Here is a 13,824-nt window from a genome sequence, read left to right on the forward strand (position 1 = left end):
GCACGGGGGAGGCGGCGGGTCGTGGTTTCGCTATGAAAGTCAGATAGTCTGTTGCAGCGCATCATTCAAACGGCCGAGGCTCTCTTCCCGCCCCAGCGCCGCCAAAGTTTTCGCGATGTCCGGTGAGGCCGAACCGCCGGTCAGCGCGGCCCGGGCGGCCGGGCCGATCTTGCCGAAACCAACGGCCTCTTCCTCGGCGAAAGCCTTGAGCTCGGCCTCGAGCGCGAACACGTCCCAGCTTTCGAACAGGGCCAGCCGGTCGCGCAGCCGTCCAATCCGTCCGGCGGCCTCGCCGGTGAGCTGGGCGAGACCCTTGGGTTCGATGGCGATCGGCCGCTTCTTCAGGACGAAAGCCGTCTGGTCGGCCAGTTCCAGCGTGGTCTTCGCCCGGTCCTTCACGAACGGCATGGCCCGCGCCAGCCGCGCTTCGTCGTCCGGGCCGAGCGCATGGCCGCGCGCCAGATGCACGTCGAGTGTCAGCTTGGCCAGCCGGTCGTCGTCGGCCAGCCGGATCCAGTGGGCGTTGACGTGGGCCAGCTTGTCGAAATCCAGCCGTGCCGGGGCCCGGCCGATCTCAGGCAAATCGAACCACGCGATGGCCTGGGCGTCGGAGAACAGCTCGTCGTCGCCATGCGCCCAGCCCAGCCGCGCCAGGTAGTTGCGCATGGCCTCGGGCAGGTAGCCCATCTCGGCGTACTCGTGCACCGCCTGCGCCCCGTGTCGTTTCGACAGCTTGGCCCCGTCGGGGCCGTGGATCAGCGGGATATGGGCGAAGGTCGGCCGGGTCCAGCCGAGCGCGTCGTAGATCAGGCTCTGGCGCCCGGCGTTGTTCAGATGGTCGTCGCCGCGGATCACATGGGTGACGCCCATGTCGTGGTCGTCGACCACCACGGCCAGATTATAGGTCGGGGCTCCGTCGGAGCGCAGGATGACGAGGTCGTCCAGCGAGGCCGACTCCCAGCGCACCGGTCCCTGCACGGCGTCCTCGACCACGACGGGTGCGTCGGCGGGCCGGCGGAAGCGCACGGTGTGCGGCTTCGCCAGATCGTCGACGGTCGGGGTGCGGTCGCGCCACGGGGACTCGAAGGTGCGGCCCTCGGCCTTGGCGGCGTCGCGCAGGGCGCCGGTCTCCTCGGCGGTCAGGAAATCGCGGTAGGCGTGGCCGGTCTCGAGCAAAACATTCGCCACCTCGCGGTGCCGCTCGGCGCGGGAGAACTGGAACACCGGCTCGTCGTCGGCGAACAGGCCCAGCCAGCTCAGGCCGTCGAAGATGGCCTTGACCGCCGCCTCGGTCGATCGCTCGCGATCCGTGTCTTCGACCCTGACCAGGAACCGGCCGTTGTGCCGGCGGGCGTACAGGTAGTTGAAAAGCGCCGTGCGAGCGCCGCCTATGTGCAGGAAGCCGGTCGGCGAGGGGGCGAAGCGGGTGACGACTTCGGGCGCGGAAGTGGGCGGGGAGGTCATGGCGGGCGTTATACCGCCGCTTCCGGCTATGCCCAGCCTCCGCGCGCGTCTGGCGGGATTTCTGCAGGCTCAATGGGCGCTGCAGGCGCTGCGCTGGCGGTTGTGGGCGCCGGTGGCGCTGGGCGGCGGCTGCGCCGTCTACTTCTCGCTGAAGACCGAGCCTGCCGCGTGGCCGCTGCTCGCCGGCGCTACTCTGGCCGCCGCGGCCTGGCTCGGCGCCCGGCGGCTGCAGCGGAGCCGGATGTGGACCTTGCCGCTGATGCTGCTGGCCTGTTTCGCCCTCGGGATCGCCGTCGCCAAGCTGCGCACCGACGCCGTTGCGGCCCCGATAGCACCGGCCATGAGCGAACCGACCGTGGTCGAGGGGTGGGTCGTCGATGTCGACAGCCCGGGCGCCGCCGGCCCGCGCGTGGTCATCGCCCCGGTCCGCATCGACGGCCTCGCGCCGGAGGACACGCCGGTGCGCCTGCGCGCGACCGTGCGGGGGGCCGCGCCCGAGCCGGGGCAGGCGGTGCGCCTGTTCGCCATCCTCAATCCGCCGCCCGCGCCCGCCAGCCCCGGGGCCTACGACTTCGGCCGCAACGCATTCTTCCAGTCGATGGGCGGGGTGGCCTTCGGACTGGGCGAGGTCCGGCCCGCCTTTCTGCCCGAACCGCCGTGGAGCCTGCGCGCGGCCATGTGGGTCAACGGCGTCCGCTATGATCTGGCCAAACGCATCGTAGCGCGGCAGGGCGAGCGCGCCGGGGGCGTCGCCGCCGCCATGACCACGGGCCACGAGGCGTGGCTCGATCCGGCGGACGTCGATGTGATGCGCGATTCCGGCCTGGCGCACATCCTGTCGATCTCCGGTCTGCACATGGCCGTGGTCGGCGGCTTCGCCTTCTTCCTCGTGCGCCTTTTGGTCGCCGCCTGGCCGTGGCTGGCGCTGCGGGTGCCCGGCAAGAAGGTGGCGGCCTGGGCGGGCCTCGTGGCGGTCGGGACCTATCTGGTGGTCTCCGGCCATCCGCCGCCGGCCGAGCGCGCCGCCATCACCGCCTCGATCGCCTTCATCGCCATCCTGCTGGACCGGCAGGCCATCACCATGCACGCGCTGGCGGTGGCCGCCTTCGTGGTGCTGCTGCTGCAGCCCGAGGCGATCGTCACCCCGGGCTTCCAGATGTCCTTCGCCGCCACCGCGGCCCTGGTGGCGCTGGTCGAGGCCTGGCCGAGCCGTCCGCGCGAGATATCGGCGCCCCTGCCGATCCTGATCGTCCAGCGCACCGGCGCGTGGATCGGCGCCGCCATCCTCGCCAGCCTCGTCGCGGGCGCGGCGACGGGGCCGTTCGCGATGCAGCATTTCAACCGCACGGCCATGTACGGGCTGGCCGCCAACCTGGCGACGGCCCCGGTTTCCGACTTTCTGATCATGCCGGCGCTGGCGCTTGGCGCCCTGTTGGAGCCTCTCGGGCTGGGGGCGCCCTTCCTGTGGCTGGCGGCGAGGGGCATCGAACTGATGCTGGCCATCGGCGCCTGGACGGCGAGCCTGCCCGGCGCGGTGCGGACGGTGGCCAGCGCGCCGGACTATGTGTTGCCCATCGCCTTCCTCGGCGTGCTGTTCTGCTGCCTGTGGCGGGGACGGCTGCGCTGGATCGGCCTGCCGTTTGCGGCGGCGGTGATGATCTGGCCCCGCCCGCCCGCGCCGGATCTCTGGATCGGCGACGGCGGCACGAACGCCGCCTGGGTCGTGGCCGGCCAGGCGGTCGTCGCCCGTCCCGGCGTGCGCCAGTTCGCGGTGGATGTCTGGTCCCGGCGGCGCGGCGTCACCCCGATCGAGCCGCCGGAGGAGAACTGGACCTGCACCCGCTTCTCCTGCGCGCCCGCGGCGCCCGCGGCGGGGCCGCTCGCCCTGTGGTGGGGTCGTCGCGCGCCGTCGGCGGAGCAGCTGGACGCCCTGTGCCGGGCCGCGCCAGTGGTCAGCGTCCGCGCCCCGGTCCCCGTTCTGCCGGCGTCATGTGAGGGGCGGCTCGTGCTGGACGGCATCGATTACGCCCGCGGCGGGGCGGTGGAGTTGTGGCGGGACGGCCCGGCGGCGGCCAACCGCTGGCGCGCGGTCTGGTCGGCTGAGGTGCGCGGCGACCGGCCGTGGTCCCGGATAACGGCTACGCCGTTTCCGGGATGACAAGGGAACAGGCGCATGTCTTGTCATCCCGGCCGCAGCGAAGAGCCGGGACGACTCGGCGACCCGTCAGTGATAGCGGCGGATGAGGCCGATCAGCTTGCCCTGCACCTCGACCTGGTCGGGTCCGAAGATGCGGGTCTCGTAGTTGCGGTTGGCCGGTTCCAGGGCGATCGAGCCGCCCTTCTTGCGCAGCCGCTTCAGCGTCGCCTCCTCGCCCTCGACTAGGGCCACGACGATCTCGCCCGACGAGGCGGTGTCGACGCGTTTGATGACCACCAGGTCGCCGTTGAGGATGCCGGCCTCGATCATCGAATCGCCCTCGATCTCGAGCATGTAGTGTTCGCCGGCGCCCAGCATGGCCTCAGGCACCGGATAGCGGGCCTGCTCGTGCTCGATGGCGGCGATCGGCGTGCCGGCGGCGATCTTGCCCATCAGCGACAGCTCGCGCGTGTCGTTGGCCGGCTCGGCGGCGGAGGGGCGCCCGCCGCCCTGGATGACGCCCGGCGTGAACCCGGCCCGGCCGCGCGGCGCGCCCGTCGTGGCCTGCTCCGGCAATTTGACCACCTCCAGCGCCCGCGCCCTGTGCGCCAGCCGCCGGATGAAGCCGCGCTCCTCCAGCGCCGTGATCAGCCGGTGGATGCCCGACTTCGACGCCAGATCCAGCGCCTCCTTCATCTCGTCGAACGAGGGGGAGACGCCCGTCTCCTTGATCCGTTCGTGGATGAACATCAGCAGTTCGTGCTGTTTGCGCGTGAGCATGGAGACCTCTGGGCGAATCCCGTTTCGGGAACGCTAGCGGAACAAACCGCAAACGTCCACAAGGTGTTCCTGTGCTGTTCCGGTTAAGGTCTGGTTACCGGTCCGGCGAGGGCCTCGGCGCCGAGCCGCCGCGTCCATCCAGTTCGCGGCCGTGATCGTCCGTACCGGCGGTGGGTCGTCGGCCGGGCAGACAGCCGCCATGAGTCGCCCGTAGGTGGACTTCGGGTCCGCCCTTCGTCCCTCGGCCTCGGGGAATGGCGCCCGTCGGATTGTCGCGAACTTCTCGTCCATGAAAATGAACTCTTCCGGATGATGGTCCCCGCATCGCAATCGAAGACAAACAGCTTGTCCGTGAAGCGCACTGTCCTTCCTCCGAGAACCTGTCCCCGTTCAGCCGCTTGATAGATGTGGGCGCGCCGAAGTCCATTCTCGTCGATTGTGATTGCCGCCGGTTCGATGAACCAGAGCTCTTCGGGAGTCTCGGCGATGACGCGGAAATCGGCCGCAGATGCGGTGGCCGCCGATCCTAGAAGGAGCGCTGTGGCGAGCAAGGCAGCACGCATGATTCCCCTTAGCGCGGTACGTTCTACACGTTAGTCGAGCAACGCCCGCGTCGCCATCTCCACGTCATCCTGACGCATCAGGCTCTCGCCGACGAGGATGGCTTGGGCATGCGCCGCCGACACCCGCGCGACGTCGTCAGGCGTGAAGATGCCGCTCTCGGCCACCAGCAACGCCCGCACCGGGCTCAGCATGGCCAGTCGCTCGGTGACCTCCAGATCGACCTCGAAGGTCCGTAGCGAGCGGTTGTTGATCCCGACCAGGTCGCCGCCCAGCTTGCAGGCCCGGGCCATCTCGGCCTCGTCGTGGGTTTCGATCAGGGCGTCCATGCCGAGCCGCTCCGCCTCCGCCAGCAGTTCGGCGGCCAGCGCGTCATCGATCATGGCGAGGATGATGAGGATGCAGTCCGCCCCCAGCGCCCGGCTCTCGGCCACCTGCCACGGGTCAACGAGGAAATCCTTGCGCAGGCAGGGCAGGGCGGTCGCCTCGCGCGCGGCGCCCAGAAAGGCGTCGTCGCCCTGGAAGCTCGGCCCGTCGGTCAGCACCGACAGGCAGGTCGCCCCGCCGCGCTCATAGGCCCTCGCCAGCGCCGGCGGGTCAAAGTCCTCGCGAATCAGTCCCTTCGACGGGCTGGCCTTCTTGATCTCGGCGATCAGGGCCGGCCGTCCGGTCTCCTCGACGTGGCGGTCCAGCGCGGCCCGGAAACCCCGCGGCGCCGACGCCTGCCGCGCCCGCGTCTCGATGGCGTCCTGCGACAGCGCCACCTTGCGCGCCGCAACCTCTTCCCGCTTGTAGGCGGCGATCCGCTCCAGCACGTCGATGGTCACGCCGGCTCTTCCTCGATCGGCGCATTCGTCGCCTCGACCAGAGCCGCGAGCGCCCGCGCCGCGCGGCCGTCGTCGATCACCGCCGCCGCCAGCGCCGCGCCTTCGGCCAGATCGGCCGCCCGGTCGCCCACCACCAGCGCCGCCGCCGCGTTGAGCAGCACCACGTCCCGATACGCGCCCTTCGCCCCGTCGAGCAGCGCCTCCAGCGCCGCCGCATTCTCCTCGGCGTCGCCGCCGCGCAGGTCGGCTATATCCGCGCGGGACAGGCCGGCGTCCTCCGGCGTGACGGTGAAGCGGCGCACCGCTCCGTCCTTCCACTCCGCTACCTCGGTCGCGCCCGTGGTGGTCAGCTCATCCAGCCCCTGACCATGCACCGTCCACGCCCGCTCCGCCCCCAGCCGACCCAGCACCTCCGCCAGCGGCTCCAGCAGGCGGGGATCGTAGACGCCCATCACCTGCCGCTTCGCCGACGCCGGGTTCGACAGCGGCCCGAGCAGGTTGAACACCGTGCGGAAGCCGATCTCCGCCCGCACCGGCCCGACGTGGCGCATGGCCCCGTGGTAGGCGGGGGCGAACAGGAAGGCGATGCCGGCCCGGTCGAGCGCGCGAAGTTGCTGCGCCGGCGTGGCCGCGAGATTGACCCCCAGCGCCGCCAGCACGTCCGACGAGCCCGACTTCGAGCTCAGCGCCCGATTGCCGTGCTTGGCCACCTTCAGTCCGGCGCCCGCCAGCACCAGCGCGGCCGCGGTGGAGATGTTGTAGGTGTGCTGGCCGTCCCCGCCGGTGCCGCAGGTGTCGATGACGTCGTACGGGTGATCCAGCGTCAGGGCCGCCTCGCGCATGGCGCTGGCAAAGGCCGCGATCTCGCCCACCGTCTCGCCGCGGATGCGCAGGGCGGTCACGGCGGCCGCCACCTGAGCCGGTGTCGGCTCGCCTCTCAGGCAGGCGGCGAAGAAGGCGTGCGCCTCCTCGTCCGACAGCACGCGGCCGTCGACCAGCTTGGCCAGCAGGGGCTTGAAACCGTCCGCCACCTCAGACCATCGCCGTGCGTTTGATGCCGGCCAGGTCGAGGAAATTGGCCAGCAGGTCGTGGCCGTGCTCGGTGGCGATCGACTCGGGATGGAATTGCACGCCGTGGATCGGCCGGGTCCTGTGGGCCAGTCCCATGATCTCGCCGTCGGCTGTCCAGGCGGTGACCTCCAGCGCCTCCGGCAGGGTCTCCCGCTTCACCGCCAGCGAGTGATAGCGGGTCGCCGTGAAGGGCGAGGGCAGGCCGGCGAAGACGCTGCGGCCGTCGTGCTCGATCGGCGAGGTCTTGCCGTGCATCAGGCTCTTGGCGCGGATGACGTCGCCGCCGAACGCCTGACCCATGGCCTGATGGCCGAGGCAGACGCCGAAGATCGGCATGTTCAGCGGCGCGGTGTCCAGCAACGGCAGGCAGATGCCGGCCTCGTTCGGGGTGCACGGCCCCGGCGACAGCAGCAGTGCGTCGGGCTTCATCGCCAGCGCCTCGGCCGCGGTCAGGTCGTCATTGCGCACCACGCGCGTTTCCGCCCCCAGTTCCGCGAGGTAGTGGACCAGGTTCCAGGTGAAGCTGTCGTAGTTGTCGACGACGAGGATCATGCCTCGGCTTCTAGGCGGTGCTTGGTCCCGCGCCAAGCAGGCTCTCGGGTAAGTCTTCGTTAACCACGATCGGGCGAACTGGGGTTTCCAGCGGAGGGGCTCGCATGGCCGGCACGACGATCGACAAGGCGCGGGTTCTGCTGAGGCCGCAGACCCGACGCGCCAACCCGTGGGCCGCGCTCGCCGCCGCCGGCCTCGCCGCCGCCGCCGCGGTGATGATGGCCGGGGTGCTGGTGCTCGGTCCCGGCATCCGCTTCGAGGAACCGGCCGTGGCTCAGCCCCTGTTCCCGAACGGATAGCGCCAGGCGTCTTCCGCCGCGCCCATCGGCGCCCGGGCCTTGGCTTTAGTCTCTGCGTATTCGGCGGTCGGGTCGCTGTCCGCGACCACCCCCGCGCCGGCCTGGACGTGGATCCTGCCGTCGGCGAACAGGGCGGTCCTCAGCACGATGCAGATGTCCGCCTCGCCCCCGGCCGAGATATAGCCGACTCCGCCGCCGTAGCCGACGCCGCGTTTCTCGCTCTCCAGCTCGTCGATGATCTCCATGGCCCGCACCTTGGGCGCGCCGGACAGCGTCCCGGCGGGCAGGGCGGCCAGCAGGGTATCGACCGCGTCCAGCCGCGGATCGGCCTGCCCCTGCACGTCGGAAACGATATGCATCACAGAGCTGTAGCGCTCGACCTTGAAGCTTTCCGTGACCTCGACCGTGCCCGGCGCGGCGACCCGGCCGACGTCGTTGCGGCCCAGATCCAGCAACATCAGGTGCTCGGCCCGCTCCTTGGGGTCGGCCAGCAGTTCGGCCTCCAGCGCCCGGTCCTGTTCGGGCGTCTCGCCGCGCGGCCGGGTGCCGGCCAGCGGCCGGATGGTCACCCGCCCGTCCTTCAGGCGCACCAGAATTTCCGGGCTCGACCCGGCCAGCTGGAAGTCGCCGAAATCGAGGAAGAACAGATACGGCGACGGATTGCGCCGCCGCAGTGAGCGGTAGAAGGCGAACGGATCGCCCGACCACGGCGCGGCGAAGCGATGGCTCAGCACCACCTGGAAGATGTCTCCGGCGGCGATGTAGTCCTTGGCCTTGGCCACCATCGCGCCGAAGGCCGTCTCGTCGACCGGTGAGGCGAAGGGCGGCGCGGCCGCCTCCACCGGCGCGGGCAGGGCGGGCAGCGGCCGGCGCAGGTCCGCCTCGAACGCGTCGAGCCGGAGCAGGGCCGCCGCGAAGGCTTCCCGGGCGGCCGCGCCGCCGTCGGGATATGCCGCCGAGACCAGCACGATCTCATGCTTCACCGAATCGAAGATGGCCACCAGCGACGGCCGCGTCAGCACAGCGTCGGGAAGGTCCAGCGGATCGGGATTGGGCGCGCCCAGCGGCTCGAGCAGCCGCACCATGTCATAGCCGAACACCCCGAACAGGCCCGCGGCCATCGGCGGCAGGTCGTCCGGCAGCTCAAGCCGGGAGGCCGCGATCAGCTGGCGCAGCGAGGCGAGGGGGTCGCGGCTCTCCGCCGAAAACGCCCCCTTGCCGCGAGCCAGCTCCGCCCGGCCGTCGCGGCAGCGCCAGACCACGTCCGGCTCGCGGGTGATGATCGAATAGCGGCCGTTGACCGCGCCGCCCTCGACCGACTCCAGCAGGAAAGCGTGGGTGCGGCCGTGCCCGACCTTCAGGAAGGCCGAGACGGGCGTCTCAAGGTCGTCGACGAGCCGCCGCACCACGACCTGCGCCCGGCCCGCGGCCCAGCCCGCCTCGAAGGCGGGCCACGGCGAGCCGCCGTCCGGAGTCATCGTCCGGCGGGCGCGCCCGGCGCCGCCGGCGTCGCCTCGACGCCCAAGGCCTGCCGGGCGAGGTCCTCGTCATAGGTCGCCTTCATGCGCTCGGCGGCGGCGGCCACGGCGGCGGCGAACAGCGGATCGCCGCTCGCGGCGCCGAGACGGGCCCGCCACTGCTGCGCCTCTTCCGCCACCAGGGCAGGGGTTGGGGCGCTGATCCGGTCGATCCGGCCGATGACGACGCTGTTTTCGCTCTGCGGCTGGGAGAAGACCTGCCCGGCGCGTCCATTGAACAGGCCGGTCATGACGCCCTGGCCCAGCCGGGTCACGGAGGCCTGCTCTTGCTTGACGCCGGTCTCGGTCGTGAGGGTGGCCCCGACCGAGGCGGCCACGGCGGCGATGTTCTCGCCGGCCCGCAGCCGCGCGGTCAGCGCGTCGGAGCGGGCCGAGAGCAGGCGCACGTTCTCGCGGGCGATCCACGCCCGGGTGACCATCTCCCGCACGTCGTCGAGCGGTGGCATGGCGGCCGGCGTGATGTCGTCGACGCGAACCACGAAATACTGGCCTTCGCCGAGGGCGACCGGCTCATTGGCGCGGCCCTCGGTCAGCCTCCACATGGCCTCCAGCACCTGGGCCGGGACGTTCAGCTGCTGCCCCTCGCGATTGCGGCCCTCGCGGCTGACGGCGGGGATCGGGACCGACTGGGCGCCGACCTCGCGCACCGCCTCGTCGACGCTCTTGCCGGCGCGGCGAGCGGCTTCGAAAGCCTCCACGCGGCGGGCGATGGCGCCCCGTGCTTCCTGTCCGCGCAGCTCTTCCACGATTTGCTGGCGAGCGTCCTCGAGCGTCACTTCCCGGCCCGGCGCGATGCCGGTGACCTTGGCGACCACGAAGCCGACACGGGCCTGGATGGGGGCCGACACCTCGTCGACGCCCAGGCCGAACACGGCCGCGGCCACGGCCGGGTCGCCGATCGCGCTGCGCGGAGTCTCGGTGTAGTTGGCCGGCTGCAGGTCGTTGGCCTGGCCGACGGCGGCGGGGGTCTGGCCGCCGCGGAGGGCGTTGGCGATCCGCTCGGCGGCGGCGCGGGTCGGCGCCGTCAGGGTGGTGAAGGTGCGGCGTTCCGGAAGCGACAGCGTATCCTTGCGGAATTCGTAGCGGGCGCGGATCTTCTCCTCGCTGATCTCGATATTCTGATCGGCCGGGTTGGCGAAGACCACCAGCGTGCCCGAACGGAGTTCCGGAATGCGCAGATCGGCGGCGTTCTGGCTCATGAACGAAGTCAGCTGGGCGTCGGTCGGGGTCGGCGCGGTTCCAGCCATGGCCTGGGTCAGGACGAACCAGCGGCCGTCGCGGGTCTGCTGGTTCACATTGGCGTACAGGGCCCCGTAGACGCGCGGCATGCGCAGTCCGGTGACCAGCGCCGACCCGTAGTGGGCGCGGCTGTAATCGTTGCGGATTTCCTGCTCCAGCAAGGCCGGCGTCATCTTGGCCTCGGTCAGCTTGCCTTGGTAGAGCGTCTCGCTGAACTGGTTGGTGACCGGATCGAAGAAGGCCGGGAAGGAGCGAATCTGGCGCAGGACCAGTTCGTTGCCGGGGCGGATGCCGGCCTTCCAGGCCCAGGCGAAGAAGCCCAGCTCCTCGGCGCGCCCCTTGAGGATCGCGCCCAGCGGGGCCCGGGCGAGCAGTTCTTCATAGGTGATGGCGCGGCCCTGCTCGGCCTGGAGCTGCTCCAGACGGCGGTCCATCTCGGTGCGGAACTCCGCCGGGCTCAGGCTGCGGTTGCCGGCCTGCACGACCTTGGGCGACTGCAGGCTGCCCAGGATGTCGGTCTGGGTGCCGCCGGTGATCAGCAGGCCCAGCGCCGTAAGGATCAGCAGGCCCATCGCGAGCTTGGACTTCGCGAAATTGCGGAAGATGGAGATCATGGGCGAGCGGTCCTGACGGAAAGCGGCGACGATAGTCGCTTCGGCCTATAGGGGGTGACGGGCCAGCACGGCAAGACAATGGCGACGCCCAAAGCCGCCTGACGGCCCGCTGACGGCTTGGCTTGGCGAAAACCTCCGCCTAGAGAGGCCGGATGAAACAATCCGTGAAGCTGATCGCCGGCAACTGGAAGATGAACGGGCTCGCCGCCGACCTCGACGCCGTCGTCCATGACCTGAAATCCGCGCTCCACACCGAGCCGGCGATCTGCCGGGTGGCGATCTGCCCGCCCGCGACCCTGATCAGTCGTCTGGCCGACGCGGTCCGGGGCCACGCCATAGAGGTCGGCGGCCAGGACTGCCGGGCCGAGACCCATGGCGCCTACACCGGCGGCGTGTCGGCGCCGATGCTGAAGGACGCCGGAGCGAGGCTCGTCATCGTCGGCCACTCCGAGCGCCGTCAGGAATTCGGCGAAACCGATCTGCTGGTCTCCGCCAAGGCCGAGGCCGCGGTCGGGGCGGGCCTGTCCCCGATCATCTGTGTCGGCGAGACGCTGGCGCAGCGCGAGGCGGGCCGCGCCGTCGAGGTCGTGCGCACCCAGGCGATGAATTCCCTGCCGCAGGCCGTTCTGGGGGGTGAGTTCGCCGTGGCCTACGAGCCGGTCTGGGCCATCGGCACCGGCCTGACCCCGACGCTGGAGCAGATCGAGGAGATCCATCGGGCCGTCCGCGCCGCCATGCTGGAGCGACTTGGCCTCGGCAGCGCCGGCGCGCACATCCTCTACGGCGGCTCGGTCAAGCCCGACAACGCCCGCGACATCCTCGCCGTGCCCGAGGTCGGCGGCGCCCTGGTCGGCGGCGCCTCGCTCAAGGCGGCGGATTTCCTGCCGATCATCCGCGCCGCCTGAGGGTCCGAGCGCCCGTTTGCTCCCGTCCCTCATCAATGATAGACGCCGCCGCTTGATCGGCGCGGCCTCGCGCCACACATATCGGCTGCCATGCTCCAGACCATTCTCCTCGTCGCCATGATCCTCATCTCGGTCGCGCTCGCCGGCGTGATCCTGCTTCAGCGTTCCGAAGGCGGCGCGCTGGGCATGGGCGGCGGCCCGTCGGGCTTCATGACCGCCCGTGGGGCCGGCAACCTGCTGACGGTGACGACCTGGTGGCTGGCGGTGGCCTTCTTCCTCTGCGCCATCGGCCTGACCATCGTCGGCAACATCAGCCGCTCGAACCAGTCGATCGTCGATCGCGACGCCGTCGGCGCCCTTGCGGCCCCGGCCGAAACGACGACCGGCGCTGCGACTCCGGCGACCGCGCCCGCCACGACGCCCGCCGAACCGGCCGGCCCGTCGCTGGACGACTTCCTCAGCTCGGCGCCCGCGGCCCAACCGGCGCCGGCCCAGCCCGCTCCGGCGCAATAAGAGTGGGCGGGGCCCTTATCCCCGCCTTCCTCTCCCGCCCTCATAGTCTCCGCATTACGCCGCCCGAATCGGCGGTAGAGTGATCCCCCATGGCCCGTTACGTGTTCATCACCGGCGGCGTGGTTTCCTCATTGGGAAAAGGCCTCGCCTCCGCCGCCCTCGGCGCGCTCCTGCAGGCGCGCGGCTACAAGGTTCGTCTGCGCAAGCTTGACCCCTATCTGAACGTCGACCCGGGCACGATGAGCCCGTATCAGCACGGCGAGGTCTTCGTCACGGACGACGGGGCCGAGACCGACCTCGACCTCGGCCACTATGAGCGCTTCACCGGCGTCTCGGCCGCGAAGTCGGACAACATCACCACCGGCCGCATCTATTCGACCATCCTCGAGAAGGAGCGGCGCGGCGACTATCTGGGCGCGACGGTCCAGGTCATTCCGCACGTCACCGACCAGATCAAGCAGTTCTGCCTGACCCCGGCCCTGACCGACGAGGGCGAGGAGGTCGACTTCGTGCTGGTCGAGATCGGCGGCACCGTCGGCGACATCGAGGCGCTGCCCTTCTTCGAGGCGATCCGCCAACTCGGCAACGAGCTGCCGCGCCGTTCCTGCGTCTACATCCACCTGACGCTGATGCCCTATGTGGCGGCGGCCGGCGGGCTGAAGACCAAGCCGACGCAGCATTCCGTCAAAGAACTCCGCTCCATCGGCATCCAGCCAGACATTTTGCTGGTGCGCTCCGACCGACCGATCCCCGACGCCGATCGCAAGAAGCTGGCGCTTTTCTGCAATGTGCGCGACAGCGCCGTCATCCCGGCGCTCGACGTCGTCTCCATCTACGACGTGCCGGTCGCCTATCACGAGGCGGGGCTCGACCGCGAGGTGCTCGCCGCCTTCGGCGAGGCGAACGCGCCGGCTCCGGACCTGGAAAGCTGGCGCGAGATCACCCGCATCATGCGCCACCCGGAGGGGGAGGTGACCATCGCCGTGGTCGGCAAATATACCGGCCTCAAGGACGCCTACAAATCGCTGATCGAAGCGCTGCACCACGGCGGCATCGCCAACAAGGTGCGCGTCAACCTCGACTGGATCGAGAGCGAGATCTTCGAGAAGGAGGACCCGGCGCCGTTCCTGGAGCACGTGCACGGCATCCTGGTGCCGGGCGGCTTCGGCCAGCGCGGCGCCGAGGGAAAAATCCGCGCCGCGCAGTTCGCGCGCGAACGCAACGTGCCGTATTTCGGCATCTGCTTCGGCATGCAGATGGCCGTGATCGAGGCGGCGCGCAATCTCTGCGGCATCGCCGACGCGAACTCGACCGAATTTGCGCC

Annotated in this window: 12 protein-coding genes; 5 read left to right on the plus strand and 7 right to left on the minus strand. The window is 70.6% G+C overall.

The genetic code is table 11. The annotated features are described in order from the left end of the window. Nucleotides 1-39: 39 nt before the first annotated feature. Nucleotides 40-1,464, minus strand: a complete 1,425-nt coding sequence (gltX, locus tag VEC04_RS12780) for a glutamate--tRNA ligase (RefSeq protein WP_324777372.1) — start codon at nucleotides 1,462-1,464, stop codon at nucleotides 40-42. Between the two features lie 28 nt (nucleotides 1,465-1,492). Between gltX and VEC04_RS12785 the strand changes: the two genes are divergently transcribed. Further along, nucleotides 1,493-3,622, plus strand: coding sequence for a ComEC/Rec2 family competence protein (locus VEC04_RS12785; protein ID WP_324777373.1), 2,130 nt, complete (start codon nucleotides 1,493-1,495; stop codon nucleotides 3,620-3,622). A gap of 66 nt (nucleotides 3,623-3,688) precedes the next feature. Here the strand turns inward: VEC04_RS12785 and lexA are convergent, their stop codons facing one another. The 4 genes from lexA to VEC04_RS12805 form a co-directional block, all read right to left on the minus strand. Next, complete coding sequence (gene lexA, locus VEC04_RS12790) at nucleotides 3,689-4,381, minus strand: transcriptional repressor LexA (RefSeq protein ID WP_324777374.1); 693 nt, start codon at nucleotides 4,379-4,381, stop codon at nucleotides 3,689-3,691. 593 nt (nucleotides 4,382-4,974) lie between these two features. After that, complete coding sequence (gene trpC / locus VEC04_RS12795) at nucleotides 4,975-5,763, minus strand: indole-3-glycerol phosphate synthase TrpC (RefSeq protein WP_324777385.1); 789 nt, start codon at nucleotides 5,761-5,763, stop codon at nucleotides 4,975-4,977. A 2-nt stretch (nucleotides 5,764-5,765) separates the two neighbouring features. Further along, nucleotides 5,766-6,800 carry an anthranilate phosphoribosyltransferase gene (gene trpD, locus VEC04_RS12800; protein ID WP_324777375.1) on the minus strand — a complete coding sequence of 345 codons (1,035 nt, stop codon included), beginning with the start codon at nucleotides 6,798-6,800 and terminating at the stop codon, nucleotides 5,766-5,768. A gap of 1 nt (nucleotide 6,801) precedes the next feature. After that, nucleotides 6,802-7,392 carry an aminodeoxychorismate/anthranilate synthase component II gene (locus VEC04_RS12805; protein ID WP_324777376.1) on the minus strand — a complete coding sequence of 197 codons (591 nt, stop codon included), beginning with the start codon at nucleotides 7,390-7,392 and terminating at the stop codon, nucleotides 6,802-6,804. Between the two features lie 104 nt (nucleotides 7,393-7,496). On the opposite strand from VEC04_RS12805, the gene VEC04_RS12810 reads away from it, so the two are divergent. Then, complete coding sequence (locus VEC04_RS12810) at nucleotides 7,497-7,691, plus strand: peptidoglycan-binding protein (RefSeq protein ID WP_324777377.1); 195 nt, start codon at nucleotides 7,497-7,499, stop codon at nucleotides 7,689-7,691. Here VEC04_RS12810 and trpE read toward each other — a convergent pair. Then, a complete protein-coding gene (gene trpE / locus VEC04_RS12815) occupies nucleotides 7,667-9,169 on the minus strand; it encodes an anthranilate synthase component I (protein WP_324777378.1) in 1,503 nt (500 codons plus the stop codon). The two genes, VEC04_RS12810 and trpE, sit on opposite strands and share 25 nt — an antisense overlap. Further along, nucleotides 9,166-11,082, minus strand: coding sequence for a peptidylprolyl isomerase (locus VEC04_RS12820; RefSeq protein WP_324777379.1), 1,917 nt, complete (start codon nucleotides 11,080-11,082; stop codon nucleotides 9,166-9,168). The genes trpE and VEC04_RS12820 overlap by 4 nt, the downstream gene beginning before the upstream one ends. A 152-nt stretch (nucleotides 11,083-11,234) precedes the next feature. Here VEC04_RS12820 and tpiA point away from each other — a divergent pair, with 152 nt between their 5' ends. From tpiA to VEC04_RS12835, 3 genes are all read left to right on the plus strand, one after another. Beyond that, on the plus strand, nucleotides 11,235-11,987 hold the full coding sequence (gene tpiA, locus VEC04_RS12825; RefSeq protein ID WP_324777380.1) for a triose-phosphate isomerase: 753 nt from the start codon (nucleotides 11,235-11,237) through the stop codon (nucleotides 11,985-11,987). A gap of 90 nt (nucleotides 11,988-12,077) precedes the next feature. Further along, nucleotides 12,078-12,500 (plus strand): preprotein translocase subunit SecG, encoded by a 423-nt coding sequence (gene secG, locus VEC04_RS12830; RefSeq protein WP_324777381.1) that lies wholly within the window; start codon nucleotides 12,078-12,080, stop codon nucleotides 12,498-12,500. A gap of 89 nt (nucleotides 12,501-12,589) precedes the next feature. Next, nucleotides 12,590-13,824: CTP synthase (locus VEC04_RS12835; protein ID WP_324777382.1), on the plus strand; the 1,235-nt coding region annotated here is incomplete at its 3' end.

The sequence above is a fragment of the Brevundimonas sp. genome (genome assembly GCF_035626535.1).
Taxonomy (GTDB): Bacteria; Pseudomonadota; Alphaproteobacteria; order Caulobacterales; family Caulobacteraceae; genus Brevundimonas.

Coding starts and splice junctions, on each gene's coding strand:
- secG (WP_324777381.1), top strand. CDS start 12,078: ATGCTCCAGACCATTCTCCTCGTCGCCATGATCCTCATCTCGGTCGCG.
- VEC04_RS12805 (WP_324777376.1), bottom strand. CDS start 7,392: ATGATCCTCGTCGTCGACAACTACGACAGCTTCACCTGGAACCTGGTC.
- trpE (WP_324777378.1), bottom strand. CDS start 9,169: ATGACTCCGGACGGCGGCTCGCCGTGGCCCGCCTTCGAGGCGGGCTGG.
- VEC04_RS12810 (WP_324777377.1), top strand. CDS start 7,497: ATGGCCGGCACGACGATCGACAAGGCGCGGGTTCTGCTGAGGCCGCAG.
- tpiA (WP_324777380.1), top strand. CDS start 11,235: ATGAAACAATCCGTGAAGCTGATCGCCGGCAACTGGAAGATGAACGGG.
- VEC04_RS12820 (WP_324777379.1), bottom strand. CDS start 11,082: ATGATCTCCATCTTCCGCAATTTCGCGAAGTCCAAGCTCGCGATGGGC.
- gltX (WP_324777372.1), bottom strand. CDS start 1,464: ATGACCTCCCCGCCCACTTCCGCGCCCGAAGTCGTCACCCGCTTCGCC.
- lexA (WP_324777374.1), bottom strand. CDS start 4,381: ATGCTCACGCGCAAACAGCACGAACTGCTGATGTTCATCCACGAACGG.
- VEC04_RS12785 (WP_324777373.1), top strand. CDS start 1,493: ATGCCCAGCCTCCGCGCGCGTCTGGCGGGATTTCTGCAGGCTCAATGG.